Below are 22,796 nucleotides of genomic sequence, written 5' to 3' on the forward strand. Positions count from 1 at the left end.
TTATTCCAGCGGCATCTCGATTGTTTTCATGATGCGGTCGGTCTCGGCGAGGATTTTTAAAATCCGCTGATAGTGCTGCACATCGTTATAATCCAGCGTGCGGCCCTTGCGGTCCTTTAGCCATTTCTGCGCGGGCTGATAGCCGCCGATATAAAAACTCCATGAGACTTCCGGCGCGTTCTCGAAGCGCTGGTGCTTGTTGATCCAGACCGCGCCGCCGCGATATTCTGGCTTCTCGATTTTGCTTTTTCCCTCGCCCTCGTCGCCGGTGAAGGGATAAGACGTGTCGCCGATGGCTTCCGCCTCCATGAGATGCAGGCGGCGAAGCTGCCCGCCCTTGTCCGAGACATCCCAGAACACGTCCGCGCTCGCGGGCCACGCAATGCGCGGGAAATCGATTTTCAGAAACTCGGCATAAGTTTCGCGATAGGCGGGGCAATGCAGCACGCCGTAGATGTAGTCGAACACGGCGACTTCGTCCGGTTCGCTAGATTTTTCACGCGTCGCAATCTTGCGGAGCTTTGAATAAAGTTTTTCGTCGAAATTGACGCGGCGCGTTTGATCTAGTCCCTGCGGCGCAATGTGAAGCGGAAAGAAATAGGTTTGATCGTACCGGGAGCCCGCTTTATTGCTTATCAAAGCGTCGGTAACCAGCGGGCTATAGTCATCCGACGTCATGCGTGGACTAAGCAAAGCAATATCCTGCCCCGATGCGAACGAGCCCATAAGATCACGTCGCGGCCAATCAACAATATCATCGTCGTACGCAATAGCCCGCATATCAAACGGTCTATACAAAATTGGACGCAGTTCGATCCCCCCTACACCTCGTCGCTGAAGAATTGGGCGCTTCAGTTCAAGTTTCCATCCTCTGCTATCTCCAGGCGCGTAGCTGCCTGCTTTTCGGTCGCTGAAAAATTCACGTCGAACGTCAGCATGATTGCGGTCGGCCCTGAGGAAACGCTGCAATTTTGCTAGGAGATCGGTCGACGAAAAATCGACAGTTAAGTCGTCCCTCGCACTGATGATTCCAGTGCAAGAGACATTAAAGAACTCGTTTAGAGCGAAGCCGCGTTCATACTCCGCTCGCCCCGTGTCTTCGCCTCCAAACATAAAATAGGGTGGCTTCAGATCTTCAAGCTGGGATTTATCGGTCACCTGAAGTGAGGAGTTCCACAACCAGTCATACTTTGATTGCCGATCCCCCCAAAGCTCAGTGTGCGAAATCTGCGCCAGTCTCGGTGACGACGGTTTTTCAACAGGCCGTTTGATCGCTACGACAATCGCTACGCCCTGCTGAATATCGAAGACATTCTTATCTGGTCGCCCGTCCGGACTGACTTCGCGCTTATTGGAGTTGCCGTGAAGATCGATAACAAAAATTTTGTCGAAGGTGGTAGCGAGACGCCAACGCATACCCCGGAATGTCGGGTTGTCTAGATATCCATGATTGGTGATGAAGCCTAAGACGCCGCTGCCGTTTCTCTCAATCAAAGCCTCAGACATACGAATGAATTTTACGTAGTCGTCGTTGAGCCAATGTTTCCGTTCTTGGAGCCGCTCACTTCCGCCGGGTTCAACTTTGTAAGCTGCAACTAAATTCTCAATCCAAGCGCCTCTATTTTGCGATATCCCACTGTAAGGCGGATTGCCGATCACGCACATGATCGGCATGTCGCGTTTGATCTTGTTGGCCTCCTTGACTTCATTCGAGAGCCATTGCGCGAAAGGCAATGTCTGGTTCGCGGCCGCGCCTTCTTCCAGTGAATTGGTGAGATAGACGCTGACGCGCGGCGGCTTCGCTGTTGGCTCATAACCATATTCACGCAGCACCATGTCGAGCTTCAGGTGGCACATGGCGTAGGACGCCATCAAAAGCTCGAAGCCGTGCAGACGCGGAATCAGATCCCTCTCGACGTAACCGGCCCATGACGCAGGCGCCTTGTTCTTTACCCGAGGCGCGATCTGCTTGATCACTTCCGCCAGGAAGGTGCCGGTGCCGGTAGCAGGATCGAGAATCTGAACCCGATGAACTTCCTTTTTGACGGTCGTGGTCCTGGTTGATTTCGTAAGCTTGCCAGCCTTCGTCGTGCCGCGCTGCCCGGTATCCCAGTCGATCGTCACTTTCGAAGTATCGGCAAGGCCTTCGGCTAAACCGAACTCGCTCTTCAGTACTTCATCCACCGCACGCACGATGAAGTTCACCACAGGCTCAGGCGTGTACCAAACGCCGCGCGCATCGCGCTTCGCCGGATTATAAGCTTTCAAAAAGTCTTCATAGAAATGCAGGAAAGGGTCGTTGCGCTGCGTGGTCTTGCCATATTTCTCCATGAGCACCGAAACATTCGATGCGCGAAACAGGCGCGCCAGATCGTCGATGATCCAGCTGATGCGCGGGTCGAGATTGGGTCCCGCGATATAGCCGAACAGATTGCGCAGAAACGGATTCGACTTCGGCAGAAGTTCGAGCGCTTCCTGCCGGTCGAAGGTATCTAGCCCGGTATCGTGCAGGCGCGCGGCGAACATCCCGTAGGTGATGGTCTCGGCATAGATGTCTGCGAAATCCGCGATGGAAATGTCGTGGATCAGGTGCTCCTTGAAAGCATTGTATTGATCCATCAGCTCGGAGGAGCCGTCCTTGTCCTCCATCAGCGAATTCGCGAGCACGTCCTTGATCAGCACCGCCTTGCCCGCCATGCGCTCGGCGAGCGCGCGAGACGAGGTGATGGTCTGCGGCGTCTGCGCAATAAATTCGCGGAGCAGCGCTTCAAGCGCGGCGTAGTTCGCGGGGATGGGCTGCACGCCCATCAGGAAATCGCCGATGCGAACCTTATGTTTCAGTTCGCCGTCGCGATACCAAAGCCACTCAAGGCAATTGGTGTAGAGCAGATTGGCAAGGCCCTCGGTGTAGCGTTTCTTCTGCGTGAGATTCGCGTCCTTCATCGCTTCGAGATCGACGGACAGGTCCTTCGCCTCGCAGTGGCCGATGACGATTTCAGAGCGGCTCAGCGAGAAATCCGGCGCGCCGACCTTGACGCGGCGCGGCTCGTTCAGCGCGGAGACTTCCGGGTCCAGCGAATCGAACAGTTTCTGGAGCGCGGGGCGGTAGGAGTGTTCGGTCGCGTTACCGGTGCGGTATACCTCGGCGACCTTGCTCACGAATTCTTCGATCACTCCCGCCCCCCGCGATTCTTCACCGTATGCTAGCCCAGTTGACCCACCACCCGCCTTCTGCCTAAATCACACCTGATTTGTGATATTCGATTATATTCACATTATTTGTGAGTATTATCGTCCGAACAAGGAAGCAGCACGATGTCCGACCGCGAACCCGGTTTCGCTACGCTCTCGATCCACGCAGGCGCGACGCCCGACCCCACTACCGGCGCGCGCGCCACGCCGATCTACCAGACCACCTCGTTCGTGTTCGACGACGTGGAGCACGCGGCTTCGCTGTTCGGCCTGCAGACCTTCGGCAATATCTACACCCGCATCGGCAACCCCACGAACAACGTGCTGGAGGAGCGCGTCGCCGCGCTAGAAGGCGGCACCGGCGCGCTCGGCGTCGCTTCCGGTCACGCCGCGCAGATCCTTGTCTTCCATGCGCTGCTGGAGCCGGGCGACGAAATCGTCGCCGCGAAACGCCTCTACGGCGGCTCGATCAATCAGCTCAGCCATTCGGTGAAAAGTTTCGGTTGGAACGTGGTGTGGGCCGACACCGACGACATCACGACCTTCGAGAAGGCGATCACGCCGAAGACGAAAGCCATCTTCATCGAATCGATCGCGAATCCCGGCGGCATCGTCACCGACATCGAAGGCATCGCAAAGATCGCGAAGAAAGCCGGTGTGCCGCTGATCGTCGATAACACGCTCGCCACCCCCTACCTCATCCAGCCGTTCAAGCATGGCGCGGACATCGTCATCCATTCGGCGACGAAGTTCCTCGGCGGTCACGGCAATTCGATCGCGGGCGTCATCGTCGATGGCGGCAAGTTCAACTGGATCAACAACAAGCGCTATCCGCTGCTCTCCGCGCCGCGCCCCGAATATAACGGCATCGTCCTCGCGGAAACCTTCGGCAACTTCGCATTTGCAATTGCAGTCCGTGTACTCGGCCTGCGCGACCTCGGCCCCGCGCTCTCCCCGTTCAATGCATTCCTGATCGTCACCGGCATCGAAACGTTGCCGCTTCGCGTGCAGAAACATTCGGACAATGCGCTGAAGGTCGCCGAGTTTCTCAGCAAGCATCCGAAGGTCGCTTGGGTCAGCTACGCGGGCCTGAAATCCGACAAATACCATGCGCTCCAGCAGAAATACTCTCCAAAGGGTGCAGGCGCGGTGCTTACCTTCGGTTTGAAGGGCGGCTTTGACGCGGGTGTGAAGCTGGTCTCGAACGTCGAACTGTTCTCGCACCTCGCGAATATCGGCGACACGCGCTCGCTGATCATTCACCCCGCATCCACGACGCACAAGCAGCTCACCGACGAGCAGAAAACCGCTGCCGGTGCGGGTCCGGAGGTCGTGCGTCTCTCGGTCGGAATCGAGGATGTCGAGGACATCATCGCCGATCTGGAAAAGGGGCTGAACGCTTAAGCGCTTCTTAGCTTCGCCGCGTGGTAGCTGGCGTAAGCCAGCACCACGACGGCGCCGGCCTGATGCGCGAGGCCGAGCGCGAGCGGCACCGCGTAGAGCAGCGTAAAGATTCCAAGCACCGCCTGCGCGGTAATCAGCGCGAACAATATCCACGCCTCACGCGACGCTGCGCGCCGCATCTGCCAAAGTGCATAACCGAGTACGGCGAACCACAACAGATACGCCGTCATGCGGTGATTGAACTGCACAGCCATCACATTCTCGAAGAAGTTGCGCCACCACGGCGTGAGCAGGAACAGTTGCTCGCGCTTCGGATGGAACACGCCGTCGATCAGCGGCCAGGTGTTGAAGGTGAGGCCAGCATTCGTCTTCGCGACGATGGCGCCGAGGAAAACCTGCACCAGCGACAGCACAATCAGGACAATCGCGAAAATCTTGCCGCGCCGCCCGGCAGTCGCCTGCTTCGGCAGCAACGTAGTCGCGACCCATACCAATGCAACGAAGATGATGCAGGCCAGCGTGAGATGCACCGCAAGCCGGTACTGGCTGACATCGGTTCGCACCGAAAGGCCCGAAGCCACCATCCACCAGCCGATGAAGCCTTGCAGCCCGCCGAGGAACAGCAGCACGAGCAATTTCCAGCCGAGCGCACGGTCGACCTTCCCCTTCCACCAGAAGAAGGCGAGCGGCACCGCGAAAGCGAAACCAACGATACGCCCCAGCAGCCGGTGCGCCCATTCCCAGAAATAGATGAACTGGAATTCGCCGAGACTCATTCCCTTGTTGATCTGTTGGTACTGCGGAATGGCCTTGTACTTCTCGAATTCGGCCAGCCACGCCGCTTCGGAGAGCGGCGGGAACACGCCGGTCACGACATTCCATTCGGTAATCGAAAGCCCGGAGCCGGTGAGCCGCGTCGCTCCGCCCAGTATCACCATCCCGGCGACGAGCGCCGCGACCGCCCATAGCCAGCGGCGCACATTCCGCAACGGATCGCTGCGCGTCGGGTCAACGGTCTGCGGCATCGCGTCGGCAAATCCGGATTAACAGGAGGCCGCGCGAGGTTTATAGAGCGGCACCCTTCCCTGCAATGTTCGCAAAGCCGCACCCATGCGCCAGCGCCAGCGAAAACTGATCGGCACGTTTGCCCTGCTCGCCCTCGTCATCGTGTGGGCGCTATTCGGTATGCTGATCGCGCAGGGGCGCGTTGCCGAGCTTTCCGCGCTCAACCGCCTGTTCGTATTTCTTGCGATCGGCCTCGGCTGGGTGATCCCAGCCGGATTTCTGATCAAGTGGATGGGAAAACCGGACCGCGCGTGATTACGCGGCGTTGACGCGCTTAAATCCGCTTTGCAGCGCGAACGGCAGGCCGGAACGTAGCACTTCCACATAACGCAACGCCTGAAACTCGCCGTTCAATGAAACGCGCGGGAGCGCGTGCATGTGTTCGCGGTGTTCGGGATAGATCACGCCGGGCCTCGTCGTCACCGCGAGCCGATAGCCTGCCGCTTTCGCCGCCGCGAATTCTCGCGGCCCTGCGGAAGTCGGATCGCCGACCGGATAGGCAAAATCGAGCGGCTTCTTGCCGAGCGCTGCCTCGATCACTTTCGCGCTCTGTTTGAGTTCATTTTCAAGCGTCGAGGCGGGCCACTTCTTCAGCATGTAGTGGTTCACGCTATGCGCGCCGATGGAGATCAGCGGATCGGCCGCTATCGACGCGATTTCTTTCCAGTCCATGCAAAGATCTTTGGACGCGCCGAGCGGATCGACGCCATAGCGCTGACACAAATCGTTGACGACGCGGCGAAGCTCGCTTTCGTCCGCGAACGAACGCAGCCACCAGTAGATTTCATTGAAAGCCTTGCATTTCGCCGAAGCATTGCTGCAATCGACGAAGCGCGACTTGCCGTTCACTTCGATTACCAGCCGCTCACTGCCCGCGATCACGCGTTCCAGCGAAACCCACCACAGCTCGCCGAGCTTGTCCGGAAAGCTGCTGGCAATGAAAAGCGAAGCCGGCGCGTCATGGCGCTTCAGGACCGGCCAAGCGTGCTCGAGGTTATCGCGATAGCCGTCGTCAAGGGTGAACGCCGCGAACGGCCCCGGATAATCGTGGTTCGCAAGCCGCCGGTGCACTTCGTCGAGACTGACGATCTCGACGTTCTTCTTGCGTAACAGTTCGATGAAAAGTTCCAGAAATTGCGGTTCGATTTCGAGACCGCGGTTCGGCTGAAACGCTCCAACCCGCGCCGGCCGCACATGATGCAGCGTGAAAATCGCCCCAACCCCGGCCGAAAGCGGCCGGAATGCGCGGTAAGCGCCGGAGAAAAACAGCGCTTCCAACCCGGCGCGGATCGCGGCTTTTCGAAAATTCATCAAATTCCCAGAGACTTAGGCGGTAAGCGGATTCGTCCGAATGTGCCAACGGAATATTGATAATTCTTTGCAAGTCTCTCGCCCACAACAAGAACCTTTCCGAAAGGCGTCCGACCTTGCTCGCCCGCGCAGAAACGGCTGTCCCGCAACCGGATGTGAGCGTGGCGGAACGCCATACCACCGCCGTCCTCAAGCTGGCGCGCGTTGAACTGCTCAACAATTTCGAGGACGCAGCGAACATCTGGCACGTGCTGGAGCGGAATGCGTATCTCTCGCCGTATCAGCGCTACGATTTCCTTCGTCTCTGGCAGAAACATATCGGCGTCAAGGAAGGTGTCGAGCCGCTGATTGCGGTGGGTCACGACGCTTCCGGTCAGCCTATTTGCCTGTTGCCGCTCGGCACGTTCCCGCATGGCCCGTTTCGCGTTGCGCGCTTTCTCGGCGGCAAGCATGCGAACTACAATTTGGGCCTGTGGCGCAAAGGCACCGTCTTCGACGACGCTTTCATCAGAAAGTTGATGGCGGAAATCGCCGCGCAGCGCCCCAACATCGCGATGCTTGAATTGCACAACCAGCCGCTGCACTGGCATGGCCTCGACAATCCGTTCCTCGCGCTCCCGCATCAGCCCTCACCCAGTGTCGGCTACCGGATGAAACTCGGTGAGCCGGGCGAAGCCGTACTCTCGCGCCAGCTCACCACCAGCTATCGCGGCCGTATTCGCGGCAAGGAACGCAAGCTCGCCAAGCTGGAAGGTTACCGCTACTTCCTCGCGTCAAATTCGGAAGAAGCGAAGCGCGTGATGGATGCCTTCTTCGCGCAGAAGCGCGAATACATGGCGCTTCACAAGATTCCTAATCCATTCGATGAGCCGGAAGTCGAGGCGTTCCTGCGTGAGGCCGCCGTCAGCGGCGCGCTGGAAATCCACGCGCTCGAAGGTGCGGGCGAAATCCTCGCGCTGTACGCAGGCGTATCCGACGGCGAACGGCTTTCGACCATGATTAGTTCGTTCACCGCGAGCGAGAACGGCCGCAACAGCCCCGGCATCATCACCATCGCCCACATGGTCACGAATACTGCCGACCGCGGTTATGCGATGCTCGATCTCGGCGTCGGCGAAGCCGAATACAAATTCGTATTCTGCGACCAGACCGAAGACCTGTTCGACAGCTACCTGCCGCTATCAGCCGCAGGACATGCGCTGGTGCCGCTGATGCGCGCACAGGCGGGGTTGAAGCGCTTCGTCAAAACCACGCCCGCGCTTTGGCGAATGGCGAAAGCGGTGCGCGGCGTGCTTGGCCGTTAGGCCGCCGCCGGCATCCGGTCGTTGATCGTAACCATCGCGACATTGGCAAAACCCTTGGCCGTAATCGCATCGGCGGCCGCGGTCGCCATGATCTCGTCGCTCTCGCCTGCGATCAGCATAACGCCGCGCGTAAATCGCGCCAGGCGGTTCGCGCCTACCGTAGTCGCAAGCGGCGGCACGGCGACAATGACGTGCTCGTAGGTCTGCGCCAGCGCGCCCAGCACGATCGCGAGACGATCCGCCGTCAGCAATGAGGCGAAAGACGGCACCGAACGTCCGGTGCCGAGCACATGCGCACGCGACAAGGGATCGCGGTGGATCGCCTCACCGAATTTGGCGAAACCGGCGAGCAGGTCGTTTAGCCCCCGCCCGCCCGAACCCGGAACCAGCGCAGCGCCGACTCCGCTTTCGCCGTCGAGATCGGCATAGACAACTTTCGCGCCGTTGCCCGCGAGATCGCGCGCCACATCGAGCGCAAGTTGCGACGATGGCTCGTTGGCGTTGCGAGTTACGAGTACGATGCCCTTCCCCAGCATGCGCACGTGAGCGGCCAGCGGCCCGGCATCTAGAGGTTGGACAGGAGCAACCACCTGCGGTGCTGCGCGCTGCACGGCCGGTTTCGGCATTTCAGGCTCGGCTTCGGGAATATCGGTATCTTCGGCCGGGACCAGCGTCGCGTTGCGATAAACGTCGCCACGCAACAGTTGCGAGGTCACGATCATCGCGATCGTGAGCAGCAACATGCCGAGCGTCGCGATGAAGACGATCGGCAGTTTCTTCGGGAAATGCGGCCGGGCGGAAGGCAGCGCGCGCGAGATCACGCGCGCATCGGCCGGCACCGCTTCCGGCGTCTCGCGGGCGGCAGTGTCGCGATAGCGGACAAGGTAGGACTCCAGCAGATCGCGCTGCGATTTTGCATCGCGCTCCAGCGCGCGAAGCTGCACGTCGTTGGTGCCAAGCGCAGTCGCCTGCTTCTTCTGCTGGTCGAGAATGATGAGAATAGACTCCGCCTGCGCGGACGCGAGCTTGGCGTCGTTCTCGAATGCGCGGGCGATCTTGTCAGCCTCAAGACGAAGCTGACCTTCGAGATTGCCGAGTTGCGCTTTCAGTTCCTTGATGCGCGGATGCTGGTCGAGCAGCGTCGAGGATTGCTCGGCCAGTTGCGCCCGCAAGGTCACGCGCTGTTCGTTCAGGCGGCGGATCAGTTCGGAGTTCAGCACCTCGCTGATTTCCACCGGCTTGCCGCTGTTCAGGATGCCGCGGATGATCCGCGCCTTGGTTTCGGCGTCCGCCTTGCGCGTGCGCGCGGCGGAGAGTTGCGTGTTCAGTTCGGCAAGCTGCTGCGCGCTGAGCGGCGTATTGTTCGTGCCGACATAGAGATTGGACTTGGAACGGAACTCCTCGACCTTCGATTCCGCTTCCGCTACGCGCGCGCGAAGCCGGTCGATCTCGCCGGAGAGCCAGAGGTTCGCCTGCCGGATCGTTTCCTGCTTAGCCTGCTGCTGCAAGCGGATATAGCCGTCCGCGATGGCATTGGCGGCGCGCGCCGCGAACACCGGGTCTTCCGACTGGAATTCGATGGCAATGACGCGGGATTTATCGACCTGATAGACGCTGAGCCGCTCGTAGTAGCGCTCCAGAATCCGGTCTTCGAGACTCTGCGAACTGGCAGGCCGCGACATTCCGATCAGCGACAGCAAGCTGTTGAGAACCGAAGCGCCACCCGAAACGAATTCGGGCCGCTCGGCCAATTTCAGGTCGGCAATCATCTTGCGCGCGAGATCGCGCGAGAGCGCAAGCTGCACCTGGCTCTGCACCGCTTCCGCATCGACCAGCGTGCGGTCGCGTTCGGCATTGCGGTCGCCTTCCGGACGATTGTAGGCGGTCTCGCGGTTCTCGATGATGACGCGCGCTTCCGACTTGTAGCGCGATGTAATCATGTTCACGACGAGGAAGGTCGCGACAGCCGTCGCCAGCGCGACGAATACGATCAGGAACTTGCGCCGCCACACCGCGCGCCCCAGCGACGACAGGTCCAGCTCCGCTCCCGCCGAATCGGCTTCGGCACGCATTTCCGGGCTTTGGCGACGCATAACGCACGGCTCCCTTACGCAACCACTGCCGCATAAGAAATCATTAGGGTTGCCATCGGGTTAAGACCCCTCCCGGTCTCGCGCCCGGTCAGGGTTCATTAACCATACGGCGGTAAGAAATTGGCAACCACAACCGGCCTGCCCTCATGCGTTTTGTCCTCCGCCTCGCCCTGCTTCTGGCTACCGCGCTTTCGGTTTCGGCCTGCGCGACGGCGCCGCGGATTCAGAACGACCCGGCGTTCGACACCCCCTACACCCTCGATACCGGTGACAAGCTGCGCGTCGTCGTGTTCGGCCAGGAAGGTGTGTCGAACTCCTATGCCATCGACGCAAGCGGTCATATCTCGATGCCGCTGATCGGCGCGGTACCTGCACGCGGCCTCACCACCGCGCAACTCGCCGGCACGATTACCGGCAAGCTGAAATCCGGCTACATCCGCGAGCCGCACGTAGCTGTGGAAGTGGAAACCTACCGCCCGTTCTTCATCCTCGGCGAAGTCACCGCCGCCGGGCAGTATGCCTACGTGAACAATCTCACCATCGAAACGGCTGTCGCGATCGCGGGCGGATTTACGCCACGCGCCAATCGCGCCAACTTTACGGTCGCGCGCAACATCAGCGGACGCACCATCCACGCCACAGTGCCGTTCCACTACGCCATCCGGCCGGGCGATACGATCACCGTTCACGAGCGCTGGTTCTGACGGCGCGCGTCCCCGTGCAGCCGCTCAAAATCCTCCACGTCTTTCGCGCACCGGTCGGCGGACTGTTTCGCCATGTCGCCGATCTTGCGCGCGAACAGAGCGCACGCGGGCATGAAGTCGGGCTGGTCGCGGATTCCACGACTGGCGGCGAGCAGGCCGAAAAGACGCTTGCTGCGTTGTCGGAGACTCTCAAACTGGGCGTGACGCGCATGCCCATGAGCCGCCACGCCGGATTGAACGATGTCATCGCCGTCCAGCAGGTCGCGGGCGTGTTACGCGCGACGAAAGCCGACGTGATCCATGGTCACGGCGCGAAAGGCGGTGCCTATGCCCGCCTTGCCCACGGCAATGCGCTTCGCGTCTACACGCCGCATGGCGGTAGCCTGCATTTCTCGCGCGCCAATCCATTCGGCTTCGCCTACCTCACGGTGGAATCGTGGCTATTACGCCGTACCGACCTCGCAATGTTCGAGAGTGAGTTTGCGCAGCGCGCCTACGAGGAGAAAATCGGCAAGCCGCGCGGCCTTTCCCGCGTCGCCTATAACGGCGTGCGCGAAGAAGAATTCGATCCAGTTACGCCCGCCCCCGATGCCGCCGACATCCTGTTCGTCGGCGAGTTACGCACCCTCAAAGGTATCGGCACGCTGCTCGATGCAATCGCCCTGCTGAAATCGCAGGGAAATGAATTGCGCGCCGTCATTGTCGGCGACGGTCCCGACCGCGCCACGTTCGAGGCGCAGAGCAAGGCGCGCAGCCTTGAAACACTCGTACGCTTTCCCGGCGCGATGCCCGCACGAAAAGCCTTTCCGCTGGGCCGCGTACTCGCCGTGCCGTCTTATGCGGAGTCGTTGCCCTACATCGTACTGGAGGCCGCCGCGGCGGGCCTTCCTGTCGTCGCCACCAACGTCGGCGGCATTCCGGAAATCTTCGGGGATGAGCGCAATGCGCTGATCGCACCGCGCGATGCCAAAGCCCTTGCCAAGGCTTTGCTGGACACCCTCGCGGGCAAGGCCGCGGCAAGAACAGACAATTTGCGCAATCGCGTTCGGGAAAAATTTACCGTAACCGCCATGACGGACGCCATTCTCGCGGCTTACGCGGAAGCACTAACCCGAAAAAGTGCTTGAAAACCAAGGCTATCGTTAAGTCTTCCGTGACGGCTTTCTTCTAGTTTTCCGGGACTTGTCGCGGCTTTCCAAGCCGCGCTTCGTCATGGGTGGACGGGAATGATCGAAGCCGACAACGACGTGCGTGGAAAGCTCTCAGCACGCTCCGCCGCGACCAATGCCATCGCTGCCGCGCGCGCGGCGCAGGCACCACGCGAGCTAAGCGCAGCCGCGAAACAGATCGCCTCCGAACCGGTATCGCCCGCGATGTCCGCCATCGTGCTCGGCGGCGTGGTGCGGATCGCCGAGTTCGTGCTGCTCGCCAGTGTCGGTCTGGCGATCTACGGGTTTTATGTTTTTCCGGGGGAAGGTTTTCTGTGGCGCTATGTCGTCGCGACGTTCGGCGCGACCGCAGCCGCGATTGTCGCATTCCATATCGCAGATGCTTACGACACCGCCGCGTTGCGCCGCCCGATCTCGTCATTCGCACGGCTCACGCTGGCGTGGACCGCAATTTTCCTGTTCGCCTTCGCGTTGCAGTTCTTCTTCCGTCTCGAAGGACAGTATTCCCGCGTCTGGACCGCGAGCTGGTATTTCATCGGTATGATCTCGCTGTTTGCGCTGCGTATCGCGGTCGCGGCAAAGGTGCGGCAGTGGACGCGCGAAGGCCGTCTTGTCCGCCGCACCGTCATCGTCGGCGGCGCGGCTCCCGGCGAAGCGTTGATTTCGGCGCTCGAAGCGCAGAAGGACTCCGACCTCGACATTCGCGGCGTATTCGACGACCGCGGCGACGACCGCTCCGCGCCGATGATCGCAGGCAAGCAGAAGCTCGGCACCGTGGACGACCTTGTCGAGTTCGCGCGACGCACGCGCATCGACCTGTTGCTGGTCTCGCTTCCCATCACGGCGGAAGCTCGCGTGTTGCAGATGCTGCGCAAGCTATGGGTGCTGCCGGTGGACATCCGCCTCGCCGCGCATACCAGCAAGCTTCGCTTCCGTCCGCGCGCATACTCCTACATCGGCAACGTGCCGGTGCTCGACGTCTACGACAAGCCGATCGCCGACTGGAGCGTCGTACTGAAATGGCTGTTCGACAAGATCGTCGGCACGCTGATGCTAATTGCGTTGTCCCCGGTCATGCTGCTGACCGCGCTCGCGGTGAAACTCGACAGCAAGGGGCCGGTGTTCTTCAAGCAGCGCCGCTACGGCTTCAACAACGAGCTGGTCGAGGTCTTCAAATTCCGTTCGATGTATACCGACATGAGCGACGCCAACGCCGCGAAGCTCGTCACCAAGGGCGACCCGCGCGTGACCCCCGTCGGCCGCTTCATCCGCAAGACTTCGCTCGACGAACTGCCGCAGCTCATCAACGTCGTATTCAAGGGCAATCTCTCGCTGGTTGGGCCGCGTCCGCACGCAGTGCAGGCCAAAGCCGAGAACCGGCTCTATGACGAAGTGGTGGACGGCTACTTCGCGCGCCACCGCGTGAAGCCCGGCATCACCGGCTGGGCGCAGGTCAACGGCTGGCGCGGCGAGACCGACACTGCCGAGAAGATCCAGCGCCGCGTCGAGCACGACCTCTATTACATCGAGAACTGGTCGGTGCTGTTCGACCTCTACATCCTCGCGAAAACTCCGATTTCGCTTCTGAAAAGCGAAAACGCCTACTGATGAGGGCCGCCGCCGCCAGCGCGCCGATGACGCTTTCGCCGGCCCGCGCGGTCGAGCGGGCGCGAATGGCGATGCTCTGGCTGGTCGGGTTTTCCGGCGCGCTCGTATTCACCGAGCCTTCGGCCTACGAAATCTTCGCGCTCGGCGCGATGTTCGTGTTCTTCGCGAGCGGCCTGCCGCTGCGGCCCGGCCATCTGCCGCTGCTCGTCATCCTGCTGCTCTATAACTTCGGCCTTTCCATCGCCGTGATCCCTGTGGTCGGCGAACCGAAGACCGCGCTCTGGGTCGCGGTGTCGTGGTTTCTTGCTGCGACGACGCTGTTCTTCGCCTGTGTCATGGCGGAAGACACCGCGAAGCGGATGCGCGTCCTGATGAGCGGCTACATGGCGGCGGCGATACTTGCTTCTCTCATCGCCATCCTGAGCTACTTCCGCCTCATGCCTTCCGCGGACAGTTTCCTGCTCTATGGCCGCGCGAAAGGCACGTTCAACGACCCCAACGTGCTGGGACCATTTCTGGTACTGCCGGGATTGATGGCGATATACCGCGTGCTGTCCGGACGGCTGCGCGACATCGTCATCGGCGGCGCGCAGACCGGCATCATCGCCATCGCGGTACTGCTGACCTTCTCGCGCGGTGCATGGGGACACTACGCTTTCTCCGCAATGGTTTTTGTCGGCGCGCTGTTCGTTCTCAGCAACAACGCGCGCGAGCGCACGCGCATCGTCGCGGCGACGATCGGCGCAGCCGCGATGCTTGGTCTCGTATTGGCAGCGCTGTTGTCGATGAAGGGTGTCGGGACGCTGTTCACCGAACGCGCAAGCCTCGACCAGAGCTACGACATGGGCCAACTGGGCCGCTTCGGCCGCCACATCCTCGGCTTCCAGCTTGCGCTGGATACGCCGTGGGGCCTTGGGCCATTCCAGTTTGCGAAAATCTTCCCGGAAGACCCACACAACGTTTATCTCAACGCCTTCATGACCGGCGGCTGGCTGGGCGGGCTTTGCTATCTCGTTCTTGTGCTGACGACGCTCGCGGCAGGCTTCCGCGCGGCCATGCGCGCAACGCCGTGGCGGCCCTACATGCTGGCGGCACTCGCCACCTTCATCGCGGTCGCCGGAGAAGGCGCGATCATCGACACAGACCACTGGCGGCATTTCTGGCTGCTGGCGGGCGTGCTGTGGGGCGGCGCCATCGCGGCGCAACGATACTATCCGCCTGTCGCAACCGCCGCTGCCAGACCGGCTCCGAATCCCATGCCTGCACCCCGCATCGAGCCGGCACCAGCGCGAACGGGCATCCTTCGCATTGTCGTGAAGTGACGTTGCGGTTACGCCGCTGCTAGGCTCTCCACGTCGGGATTATTCTTTTGCGGGGTGAGGCAATGTTCGGCGCAATCATCAACATCGTTATCGGATTGGTCTTCGTTGTGGGCGGGCTGTCGGGACAGCTCGCACTTCGCGGCACGAATAGCGGGCCATTGCTCGCGGCTGTCGGCGGGTTGCTGCTGGCTTTCGGCATCTATCGGGCCGTGAAACTGTCGCGCAGCTAGGGTGCATTGCGGCGGCCAACCCTCATCACTATAGTCCGCGCCCTGTCGGAGCGTGGCGCAGCCCGGTTAGCGCACTAGTCTGGGGGACTAGGGGTCGTGGGTTCAAATCCCGCCGCTCCGACCATTTCATCTCGTTTTTTGACCCAAATTTCCTTCTTTTTTCGGACGGTTCGGCGATGCATGGCCGTTACCCGGAAATGAATGTTGCATTGCACAATTTTCCTGCCAATATGACTCTCGAATCTGAAACAGACTCGGAGAGCATGGTTCATGCAGGGGTTTCGGGTGGCGGCGATTGCAGCCGCGATTGCCGGGGTTTTCATTCTCCCGCATTTCGACGCAGCGAGTAGCGGCTGGCGCATGCAGCGCGCGGAGTACCTCGTCATCAAGGACGATCTCGGCGGCTATGTCGACGAATACGAAGACCGTTACACCAAACTCAGCAAGCAATATGACAATGTGAGGATCGACGGCGAGTGTTCGTCGTCCTGCACCATCCTGTTCGCCTACTTCCCACTCGAAAAAATCTGCGTCACCGACCGCGCCTGGCTCGGATTCCATTCGCCGACCGAGGAAGACAAGGAAGGCAACTGGGTGCCAACCGAGGAAGGCGCGCGCGAAATGATGGAAGTCTATCCCGCGCATATCCGCGCCTGGATCGAGAAGAACGGCGGCCTGAAGGAAGACATGATCTTCCTCGCCGGTCAGGAACTGCAGCAGTACCTGAAGCCTTGCGGGGTGATAAAAGCCTCCTCCCTGTCGTCTAACGCGGCCAATTAATCGGTCGCGTCAGCTTGCGCCTTGCAATCCGGCTGCGCGTGACCATCTCTCGCGCAACCTCGCTGTGCAGCCTCCATGAAAACCCTAAAACGCCTGTTCGCAGTCGCACTCATCCTCGGCGTCCTGTCCTTGGCCGTCTATGAGATCGCCGGGCTGGGCATCTATCCGGCGCCGCAAGGAACCTATGTCGTCAAAACCGACTACGGCGGCTACGTCCACCTCTACGAGCGCAAGTACCGCAGGCTCGCGCGCAGCCACAAGGAAATTGCGATCGACGGCGAATGTTCGTCGGCCTGCACGATGCTGTTCGGCTACTTTCCGCTGGAGCGCATTTGCGTGACGCCGCGCGCGAAGCTCGGCTTCCACATGCCGACCGAAAAGACCGATGACGGCAAATGGATTCCGACCCAGGACGGCGCCCGCGATTTGATGGCGATGTATCCACCGCAAATCCAGCGCTGGCTCGCCAGGAAAGGCGGCCTGAAACCGGACATGATCTATTTGCGCGGCGAGGAGCTTCGCAAGGTAATCCGGCGCTGCACGTAAGGCCGTATCAATGGGCTGCGGCGAAGGCCTGAATCTCGCCGAGCAGCTTTTCCCATGCCGGATCGCCCGGCAGCGGCACATGATTTTCCGTTTCCAGAGTCACAAACTTCGCACCGGGTATCGAGGCGGCCAGCAACCTGCCCTGCGCATACGGCACCACATTGTCATGCCGCGCATGGATGACGAGAGTCGGCACGCGAACCTGCGAAAGCAAATCGGTGACGTCGATGTCGTCACATGCTGCGCGCAGGCGTGCTGCAAGCTCGCCGGATGTGGCCGCGCGCTGCATCTCGGCAAACCAGCGGATTTGCTCCGGCGTGCCGTTCGGCAAATAGATTGAACTGAACGCACGCATGAACGCCGAGCCTTCGTCGCCCCAGCCTTGCCGGATCAACGCGAGCAACGCCTTGCCCTTCTCACGGTCGGCGTCGTTTCCGCTGCGGTTTCGTCCCTGCGCGTAGCCGCCATACAACACGAGGCAAGAGACACGCTTCGGATGCCGTACGGCATAGGCAATCGCGGCCGCGACGCCCTGTGAAAGACCCAGCACCGCGAAACGTTCTTCGCTGACGGTTGCCGTCACCGCGTCGAGGTCGCGCAAGAAACCGTCGAACGAAATGTCTTCCACGTCACGGTCCGCAAGGCCGCTGCCGCGTCCATCGTACCGGATCAGGGTTGTGCTCTCCGACAAACGCGAAAACAGCGGCGACCAGATCGGGCTTTGCCAGTCGAATTCGAGATGATTGAGCCAGTTCGCGGTCTTGAGCAGCACCGGCCCGCTTCCAGAGCGGCCGATGGCGAGGCTCACGCCATCCGGCGCGCGGCAGAAGGTAATGTCCTGCTGTTTCAGCTGTGTGTTCGGAGACGTCTCCGCCGCTGCACCACCTTCCCGCTTTTCCGTTACGTCTCCGACAAAGCGAATACCCTTGCGCGCGATGGTTTTGATCAGCTTCTGGTCGCTACCGTTGTCGCCGATTGCATTGCGCGCGGCATTGATGCGCGATGCCATCGCGGACTCGGAAACGATCCGCCCTTTCCAGACATGCTCGATCAGGTCGTCCCGGCTTACCACCTGATCGCGGCGGCGGATCAGGAACTCCAGCAGATCAAACACCTGCGGCTCGACCGCGACTTCAGCGCCACCCATCCGCAACTCGCGGCGCGCGCTATCGAGTACAAAATTATCGAATAAAAACAGCACGTTATTGAGACCTTTCCGCCTTTGGAAGATTCAAGCGAATCCGAAGGAAAAGGCAAGGCAATCTGAAAGCGGAAGAATGCCGCTCCCGGCACCCTGTCACCATCAAAACCCGATGGAGACGGCCATGAACAACGACTGGAACGTGAAGCGCACCGAAAACGGCGTCATCGACTTCGACCACTATGTGCGTCTGGCCCGCGCCGAGCGCCGTATGGCGAAAACCGAAAGCGTTCAGACCGTAGTGCAGGAATCCGGATTGTTCATACGCAGCACGAAAGCTGCGTTGCGCGCCGCGATCCGCTTCCTGACCTTCTGGAATATTCCGGCATTCGGCACCGCGACAGTGCGCGCTAAGAAACCCGGCGCCTAACCCGCGCCGCCCTTGCGCGAGGAATCCAGCATCCGCCGGCACTCGCCGAGTTCGTAGAGCGTCGCCTTGAGCAATTGCACCGCTTCCGAAGAAAGACGAATGCCGCCTGCTTCATTGCCGTGCACGCGCGGCGCGGCGGAGCGAAGCTGCGGCTCCGGGGAACGCGCCACTTCGCGCGGAACCTCCCGCGGCATTTCTCTCGGCAAGTCTCGCGGCAGACGCTGCTCCTCGGCACGCGGGCGAAGCGGCATCAAGGGTTCTTCGCGCTCCGGTGCAGGACCAAACTTGCGGAACGGAATAGCCGGGCCGTCATCGTCGAATTGTTGCGGCTGCGGCTTCGGCACTTCGACAACGCGCGGCAATTCCGGCTCGCGCGGACGCGAAGGCGCGACAAAACTCACGACACCGCCGCCACGGCCGCCGGCGCTAACGCTCTCGACTGCGGCTTCCGCTTCCATATCCGCGTCGTCGAAGTTCACGTCGCGCAAGCGCGCCGGATCGGTTTCGGCGGAACGGCCAACGGTCTGCACATAGCGCAGTCCCTGATCTTTCAGTATCTGCTGTACGCCGCGAATGGTGTAGCCCTCGCCGTACAGAAGATGACGGATGCCACGCAGCAGATCGACATCATCGGGACGATAGTAGCGGCGGCCGCCGCCGCGCTTCATGGGCTTGATCTGCGTGAAACGCGTTTCCCAAAACCGGAGCACATGCTGCGGCAGATCGAGGTCTTCTGCGACCTCGCTGATCGTACGGAATGCGTCCGGACCTTTTTCCACTTACCTAGACAGCCCTGTGGGGGCGGTCAGCGTTTTTTTGCGTCGCCGTTCCGCCCGTTGATTCGCTGCTTAAGGATATTCGATGGCTTGAAAACCATCACCCTCCGCGGCTCGATGGGAACTTCTTCTCCCGTCTTGGGATTGCGGCCTACGCGCTGGCCCTTGTTGCGAACGATGAAGGAGCCGAACGACGAGAGTTTCACGTTCTCGCCGCGTGCCAGCGAATCGGCCAGTTCCGTCAAAACCAGTTCGACCAGCGCCGCAGACTCTGTCCGCGACAACCCGACCTTCTGATAGACCACTTCACTCAGGTCAGCGCGCGTGATCGTCTTCCCGCTCATTGCCGCCCCCGCGGTGTCCAACTATCGTACTGATAAATCAGACGTTATTTGCGCTTTCCTGTCCGGTCAATCGGGGAATTCGCAAAACTTTTACGGGCGTATCACCACCGCAACAGTGTGGCGCCCCAGGTAAAGCCGCCGCCCATCGCTTCGAGCAGAACAAGATCACCGGTCTTGATGCGGCCATCGCTCGCCGCAGCAGATAACGCGAGCGGAATCGACGCCGCCGACGTATTTCCGTGCTTGTCCACCGTCACGACGATCTTTTCGGGGGCAATTCCGAGTTTCCGTGCGCTGCCGTCGATGATGCGCAGATTCGCCTGATGCGGAACGAACCAGTCGATATCGTTTGCATTATAGCCCGTGGCCTTAAACGCATCCTCAACCACGTCGGTAATCATGCCTACGGCATGCCGGAATACTTCCTTGCCCTGCATCCGCAAGTGACCGACCGTTCCCGTCGAGCCGGGACCGCCATCGACATACAGCTTCGCACCGTGACAGCCGTCCGAGCGCAGCTTGGAGATCAGGATGCCGCGATCCTGCACCGTCCCCGGCTGCTCGGTGCGCTCCAATACCACCGCGCCCGCGCCGTCACCGAACAGCACACAGGTCGTGCGGTCGGTCCAGTCCAGAATACGTGAGAACGTTTCCGCGCCGATCACCAGCGCGCGGTTGAAGTCGCCCGAACGCAGATACTGGTCGGCCGTCGCCATCGCAAAGACGAAACCTGAACACACCGCTTGCAGATCGAACGCCGCACCGCGCGTGATGCCGAGCGCGGCCTGCACCGTCGTCGCGCTCGCGGGAAAGGTCAGATCGGGTGTCGAGGTGGCGAGCACGATAAGGTCGATGTCTTCGGCTCCCAGCTTCGCGTTGGCGAGCGCCGCCTTTGCCGCGCCGATGGCGAGATCTGAAGTCTTCTCGTCTTTGGCAGCAACATGCCGCTCGCGAATGCCTGTGCGCTGCACAATCCATTCGTCGGAGGTATCGACCTGCTTGGCGAGTTCGTCATTGGTGAGTGTGCGCGCGGGGAGATACGAACCGACCCCTCGCACCACCGAACGGAATACTGTCACGATGCCGGTGCTCCTGCGGCTTCCGGTGCGGGCATTTGCTTTTCCAGCGCGCCGGAAATCCGGCTGAGCAAGTTGTGGCGGACGACGTCGTAGCCGAGATCGAGAGCGGAGGCGAACCCCTCATGATCGGTGCCGCCGTGACTCTTCACTACCAGCCCGTTCAACCCCAGAAACAGCCCGCCGTTCATTCGCCGCGGGTCCATTTTTTCGCGTAGCACCTGAAACGCGCCACGCGCGAACAGGTAGCCGATTTTGGCGCGTAACGTTCGGCTCATGGCGGAGCGCAGATATTCGCCAATCTGGCGCGCAGTGCCCTCGGCGGTCTTCAAGGCAATGTTGCCGGAGAAGCCTTCGGTCACGATCACATCGACCGTGCCTTTGGAGATGTCGTCGCCTTCGACGAAACCGCGATAGTCGAAATCGGGGAAATCGCGCTCGCGCAGAATCTTTCCCGCTTCGCGCACTTCTTCCACGCCCTTGATCTCTTCCACGCCCACGTTCAGCAGGCCGACCGTAGGCTTGTCGAGATCGAATACGATCCGCGCCATCGCCGCGCCCATGATCGCATTGTCGACGAGTTGCTTCGCATCCGCACCGATGGCAGCACCGACGTCGAGCACGATGCTTTCGCCGCGCAGCGTCGGCCATAACGCCGCGATAGCGGGACGGTCGATGCCCGGCAACGGCTTCAGGCAGAAATGGCTCATCGCCATCAATGCGCCGGTGTTGCCGGCAGACACGGCGACATCCGCCTGCCCCTTCTTCACTGCGTCGATGGCAAGCCACATCGAGGAATTACGGCGGCCCTGCCGCAGTGCCTGACTGGGCTTCGCATCCATGCTGATCGCGACATCGGTATGGACGATCTGTGCGTTCTTCAGCCGCTCATGCTGCGCAACCAGCGGACGGATCTGCCCCTCGTTGCCGAACAGCAGAAATTCGGTGTCCGGCCGCCGGTAGTTCGCGAGGCTCGCGCCGGGCACGGTCACGGAGGGGCCGTGATCGCCGCCCATCGCGTCAACCGCTATTCGGACCGGTCTGGACATGGTTTCGTTGCGGGATAGGCTGGCGGGCTCAGCCGAATGGATTGAAACTGCCCGGCCCCGCTCCGGCACGGCCGGACAATAGCCGTTCGCGTAGACGGTTCAACCTTCGGCTTGAAATATTTTATATTTCAATAGCTTAAGAAGGTTTCTTGGGACCCGTTTTCAGGCCGGAAAGGGCTTCAAAGGGGCTACGGGACTCGGAGGGCATTTCTTCCTCTCCCGCGGGGTTTTGGAACATTGCTCCCGGCTTGCGCGGATACGGGTCTATCGCCAGCACCAGAAACTCGGCCGCCAGCGCACCAAGATCGATCTTGCCGTCGATAATGGGGTCCGGTTCGTCCTCGCCGCCGCCCTCGTCTTCCTCCTCACCGTCAGCCGGTTTCGTTTCTCCGGCATCCTCGGCAAAGAAAACATCGACCGTCTCAGAGATCGGGTTGTCGAACTCCTCCAGCGACACCACGCAAGTCTGGCGGACGCTGCCTGTCAGTTCGCCGCTGACATGAACGCCACCGCCTTCTTCCGGCATCGCGCGCAAACGCGCCGCGAGCGCGGGAATCGCGGCGACGCCCGCATACTTTGTCAGTTGTTCCCGCAGCGCAGCGTCCGGCGCGAGTTCTACTTCCAGCCCTTCAGGCGGCAGTGCCGCGACTTCGATGACATGGCTCCAGCCGTGTTCCGCTTCGGTCATGGGAGGGTCTCCGCAATTTCCGGGTAAACGACGGCTTCATCGGCCGAGGACGCATGTTTCGCGGCAGCCGCAACGGCATATCGTGCCATTACCGCCGCGCCGGGAGCATCGCTGACGGGCCGACCGAAAACATTGCGCGCCAGCGCGGCCGCGAGCGCGGCTTCGTCCTTCGCATCCAGCGCCGACTCGTAAGCCGCGGCACGGCCCATATAGGCCTGCGCAAAGCCTTTCATCTTCTTCGGCACCGAAAGGTCGCCGACGCCGATCTCGCGGAGCGAGGCATCCATATCGAGAAAGAAGAAGTCGAGCAGTTCCTGCCCGATCGCCTTGCCTTCCTCGCCCAGCGCCGCCAGCCGCCGGTTGGCGAGATAGAGATGCAGCACCACCATATCGAAGCGGGCTTCCAGCGTGTCGGGCACGCCGTGAGAACGATAGAAAACCGGCAGGCGCGCCTGCGCCACGATAGCGCCATACAGGCGTTCAATGGTCTCGCGCCGTTCGTTCTTGCGCCGTCTGAGCGTGAAAATGCCTGGCTCCTGGTGGGTTGGTAGAAGGGAAATCGGC

At 60.9% G+C, this 22,796-nt stretch carries 22 protein-coding genes and 1 tRNA gene; 12 read left to right on the plus strand and 11 right to left on the minus strand.

Features of this window, described 5'->3' with window-relative positions:
• Entirely contained in the window at window positions 1-3,174 is a 3,174-nt protein-coding gene (locus KF794_07535) for a DNA methyltransferase (protein ID QYK46510.1), read from the minus strand.
• A 141-nt stretch (window positions 3,175-3,315) separates the two neighbouring features.
• Here KF794_07535 and KF794_07540 point away from each other — a divergent pair, with 141 nt between their 5' ends.
• On the plus strand, window positions 3,316-4,596 hold the full coding sequence (locus KF794_07540; protein ID QYK46511.1) for an O-acetylhomoserine aminocarboxypropyltransferase: 1,281 nt from the start codon (window positions 3,316-3,318) through the stop codon (window positions 4,594-4,596).
• Here KF794_07540 and KF794_07545 read toward each other — a convergent pair.
• Window positions 4,593-5,621, minus strand: a complete 1,029-nt coding sequence (locus KF794_07545; GenBank protein QYK46512.1) for a COX15/CtaA family protein — start codon at window positions 5,619-5,621, stop codon at window positions 4,593-4,595. The two genes, KF794_07540 and KF794_07545, sit on opposite strands and share 4 nt — an antisense overlap.
• Before the next feature lie 85 nt (window positions 5,622-5,706).
• On the opposite strand from KF794_07545, the gene KF794_07550 reads away from it, so the two are divergent.
• Window positions 5,707-5,916 (plus strand): DUF2842 domain-containing protein, encoded by a 210-nt coding sequence (locus KF794_07550; protein ID QYK46513.1) that lies wholly within the window; start codon window positions 5,707-5,709, stop codon window positions 5,914-5,916.
• Here the strand turns inward: KF794_07550 and KF794_07555 are convergent, their stop codons facing one another.
• Window positions 5,917-6,972 carry a polysaccharide deacetylase family protein gene (locus tag KF794_07555; GenBank protein ID QYK46514.1) on the minus strand — a complete coding sequence of 352 codons (1,056 nt, stop codon included), beginning with the start codon at window positions 6,970-6,972 and terminating at the stop codon, window positions 5,917-5,919.
• Window positions 6,973-7,133: 161 nt separating this feature from the next.
• Between KF794_07555 and KF794_07560 the strand changes: the two genes are divergently transcribed.
• Entirely contained in the window at window positions 7,134-8,276 is a 1,143-nt protein-coding gene (locus KF794_07560) for a GNAT family N-acetyltransferase (protein QYK46515.1), read from the plus strand.
• Here the strand turns inward: KF794_07560 and KF794_07565 are convergent.
• Window positions 8,273-10,369, minus strand: a complete 2,097-nt coding sequence (locus tag KF794_07565) for a lipopolysaccharide biosynthesis protein (GenBank protein QYK46516.1) — start codon at window positions 10,367-10,369, stop codon at window positions 8,273-8,275. The two genes, KF794_07560 and KF794_07565, sit on opposite strands and share 4 nt — an antisense overlap.
• Before the next feature lie 146 nt (window positions 10,370-10,515).
• Between KF794_07565 and KF794_07570 the strand changes: the two genes are divergently transcribed.
• The 8 genes from KF794_07570 (at window position 10,516) to KF794_07605 (ending at window position 16,728) form a co-directional block, all read left to right on the plus strand.
• On the plus strand, window positions 10,516-11,073 hold the full coding sequence (locus tag KF794_07570) for a polysaccharide export protein (GenBank protein ID QYK46517.1): 558 nt from the start codon (window positions 10,516-10,518) through the stop codon (window positions 11,071-11,073).
• The gene (locus KF794_07575) at window positions 11,070-12,200 is read left to right on the plus strand and encodes a glycosyltransferase (protein ID QYK46633.1); all 1,131 of its coding nucleotides are present in this window, start codon (window positions 11,070-11,072) and stop codon (window positions 12,198-12,200) included. Before KF794_07570 ends, KF794_07575 begins: the two co-directional genes overlap by 4 nt.
• 99 nt (window positions 12,201-12,299) lie before the next feature.
• On the plus strand, window positions 12,300-13,850 hold the full coding sequence (locus tag KF794_07580) for an undecaprenyl-phosphate glucose phosphotransferase (protein QYK43681.1): 1,551 nt from the start codon (window positions 12,300-12,302) through the stop codon (window positions 13,848-13,850).
• Window positions 13,850-15,172 carry an O-antigen ligase family protein gene (locus KF794_07585; protein ID QYK43682.1) on the plus strand — a complete coding sequence of 441 codons (1,323 nt, stop codon included), beginning with the start codon at window positions 13,850-13,852 and terminating at the stop codon, window positions 15,170-15,172. The genes KF794_07580 and KF794_07585 overlap by 1 nt, the downstream gene beginning before the upstream one ends.
• A 62-nt stretch (window positions 15,173-15,234) precedes the next feature.
• Window positions 15,235-15,402 (plus strand): hypothetical protein, encoded by a 168-nt coding sequence (locus KF794_07590; protein ID QYK43683.1) that lies wholly within the window; start codon window positions 15,235-15,237, stop codon window positions 15,400-15,402.
• Between the two features lie 46 nt (window positions 15,403-15,448).
• A tRNA-Pro gene (locus KF794_07595) sits at window positions 15,449-15,526 on the plus strand.
• A gap of 146 nt (window positions 15,527-15,672) precedes the next feature.
• Window positions 15,673-16,182 (plus strand): hypothetical protein, encoded by a 510-nt coding sequence (locus KF794_07600; protein ID QYK43684.1) that lies wholly within the window; start codon window positions 15,673-15,675, stop codon window positions 16,180-16,182.
• Between the two features lie 75 nt (window positions 16,183-16,257).
• Window positions 16,258-16,728: a hypothetical protein gene (locus KF794_07605; GenBank protein QYK43685.1), complete on the plus strand. Its 471-nt coding sequence runs from the start codon at window positions 16,258-16,260 to the stop codon at window positions 16,726-16,728.
• 7 nt (window positions 16,729-16,735) lie between these two features.
• Here the strand turns inward: KF794_07605 and KF794_07610 are convergent, their stop codons facing one another.
• The gene (locus KF794_07610; GenBank protein QYK43686.1) at window positions 16,736-17,929 is read right to left on the minus strand and encodes an alpha/beta fold hydrolase; all 1,194 of its coding nucleotides are present in this window, start codon (window positions 17,927-17,929) and stop codon (window positions 16,736-16,738) included.
• A gap of 124 nt (window positions 17,930-18,053) precedes the next feature.
• Between KF794_07610 and KF794_07615 the strand changes: the two genes are divergently transcribed.
• Complete coding sequence (locus tag KF794_07615; GenBank protein ID QYK43687.1) at window positions 18,054-18,299, plus strand: hypothetical protein; 246 nt, start codon at window positions 18,054-18,056, stop codon at window positions 18,297-18,299.
• On the opposite strand, the gene KF794_07620 is transcribed toward KF794_07615, so the two are convergent.
• The 6 genes from KF794_07620 to KF794_07645 all read right to left on the minus strand — a co-directional run bounded on the left by KF794_07620 (window position 18,296) and on the right by KF794_07645 (window position 22,693).
• Entirely contained in the window at window positions 18,296-19,078 is a 783-nt protein-coding gene (locus KF794_07620; GenBank protein ID QYK43688.1) for a MerR family transcriptional regulator, read from the minus strand. The genes KF794_07615 and KF794_07620 overlap by 4 nt on opposite strands.
• 26 nt (window positions 19,079-19,104) lie before the next feature.
• Window positions 19,105-19,419 carry an integration host factor subunit alpha gene (locus tag KF794_07625; GenBank protein QYK43689.1) on the minus strand — a complete coding sequence of 105 codons (315 nt, stop codon included), beginning with the start codon at window positions 19,417-19,419 and terminating at the stop codon, window positions 19,105-19,107.
• A gap of 101 nt (window positions 19,420-19,520) precedes the next feature.
• On the minus strand, window positions 19,521-20,498 hold the full coding sequence (locus tag KF794_07630) for a ketoacyl-ACP synthase III (protein QYK43690.1): 978 nt from the start codon (window positions 20,496-20,498) through the stop codon (window positions 19,521-19,523).
• Entirely contained in the window at window positions 20,495-21,544 is a 1,050-nt protein-coding gene (gene plsX, locus KF794_07635) for a phosphate acyltransferase PlsX (GenBank protein ID QYK43691.1), read from the minus strand. The genes KF794_07630 and plsX overlap by 4 nt, the downstream gene beginning before the upstream one ends.
• Window positions 21,545-21,680: 136 nt before the next feature.
• Window positions 21,681-22,232, minus strand: coding sequence for a DUF177 domain-containing protein (locus KF794_07640; protein QYK43692.1), 552 nt, complete (start codon window positions 22,230-22,232; stop codon window positions 21,681-21,683).
• Window positions 22,229-22,693 (minus strand): ubiquinol-cytochrome C chaperone, encoded by a 465-nt coding sequence (locus KF794_07645; GenBank protein QYK43693.1) that lies wholly within the window; start codon window positions 22,691-22,693, stop codon window positions 22,229-22,231. The genes KF794_07640 and KF794_07645 overlap by 4 nt, the downstream gene beginning before the upstream one ends.
• Between the last annotated feature and the right edge of the window lie 103 nt (window positions 22,694-22,796).

This window comes from Xanthobacteraceae bacterium (genome assembly GCA_019454205.1).
Taxonomy (GTDB): domain Bacteria; phylum Pseudomonadota; class Alphaproteobacteria; order Rhizobiales; family Xanthobacteraceae.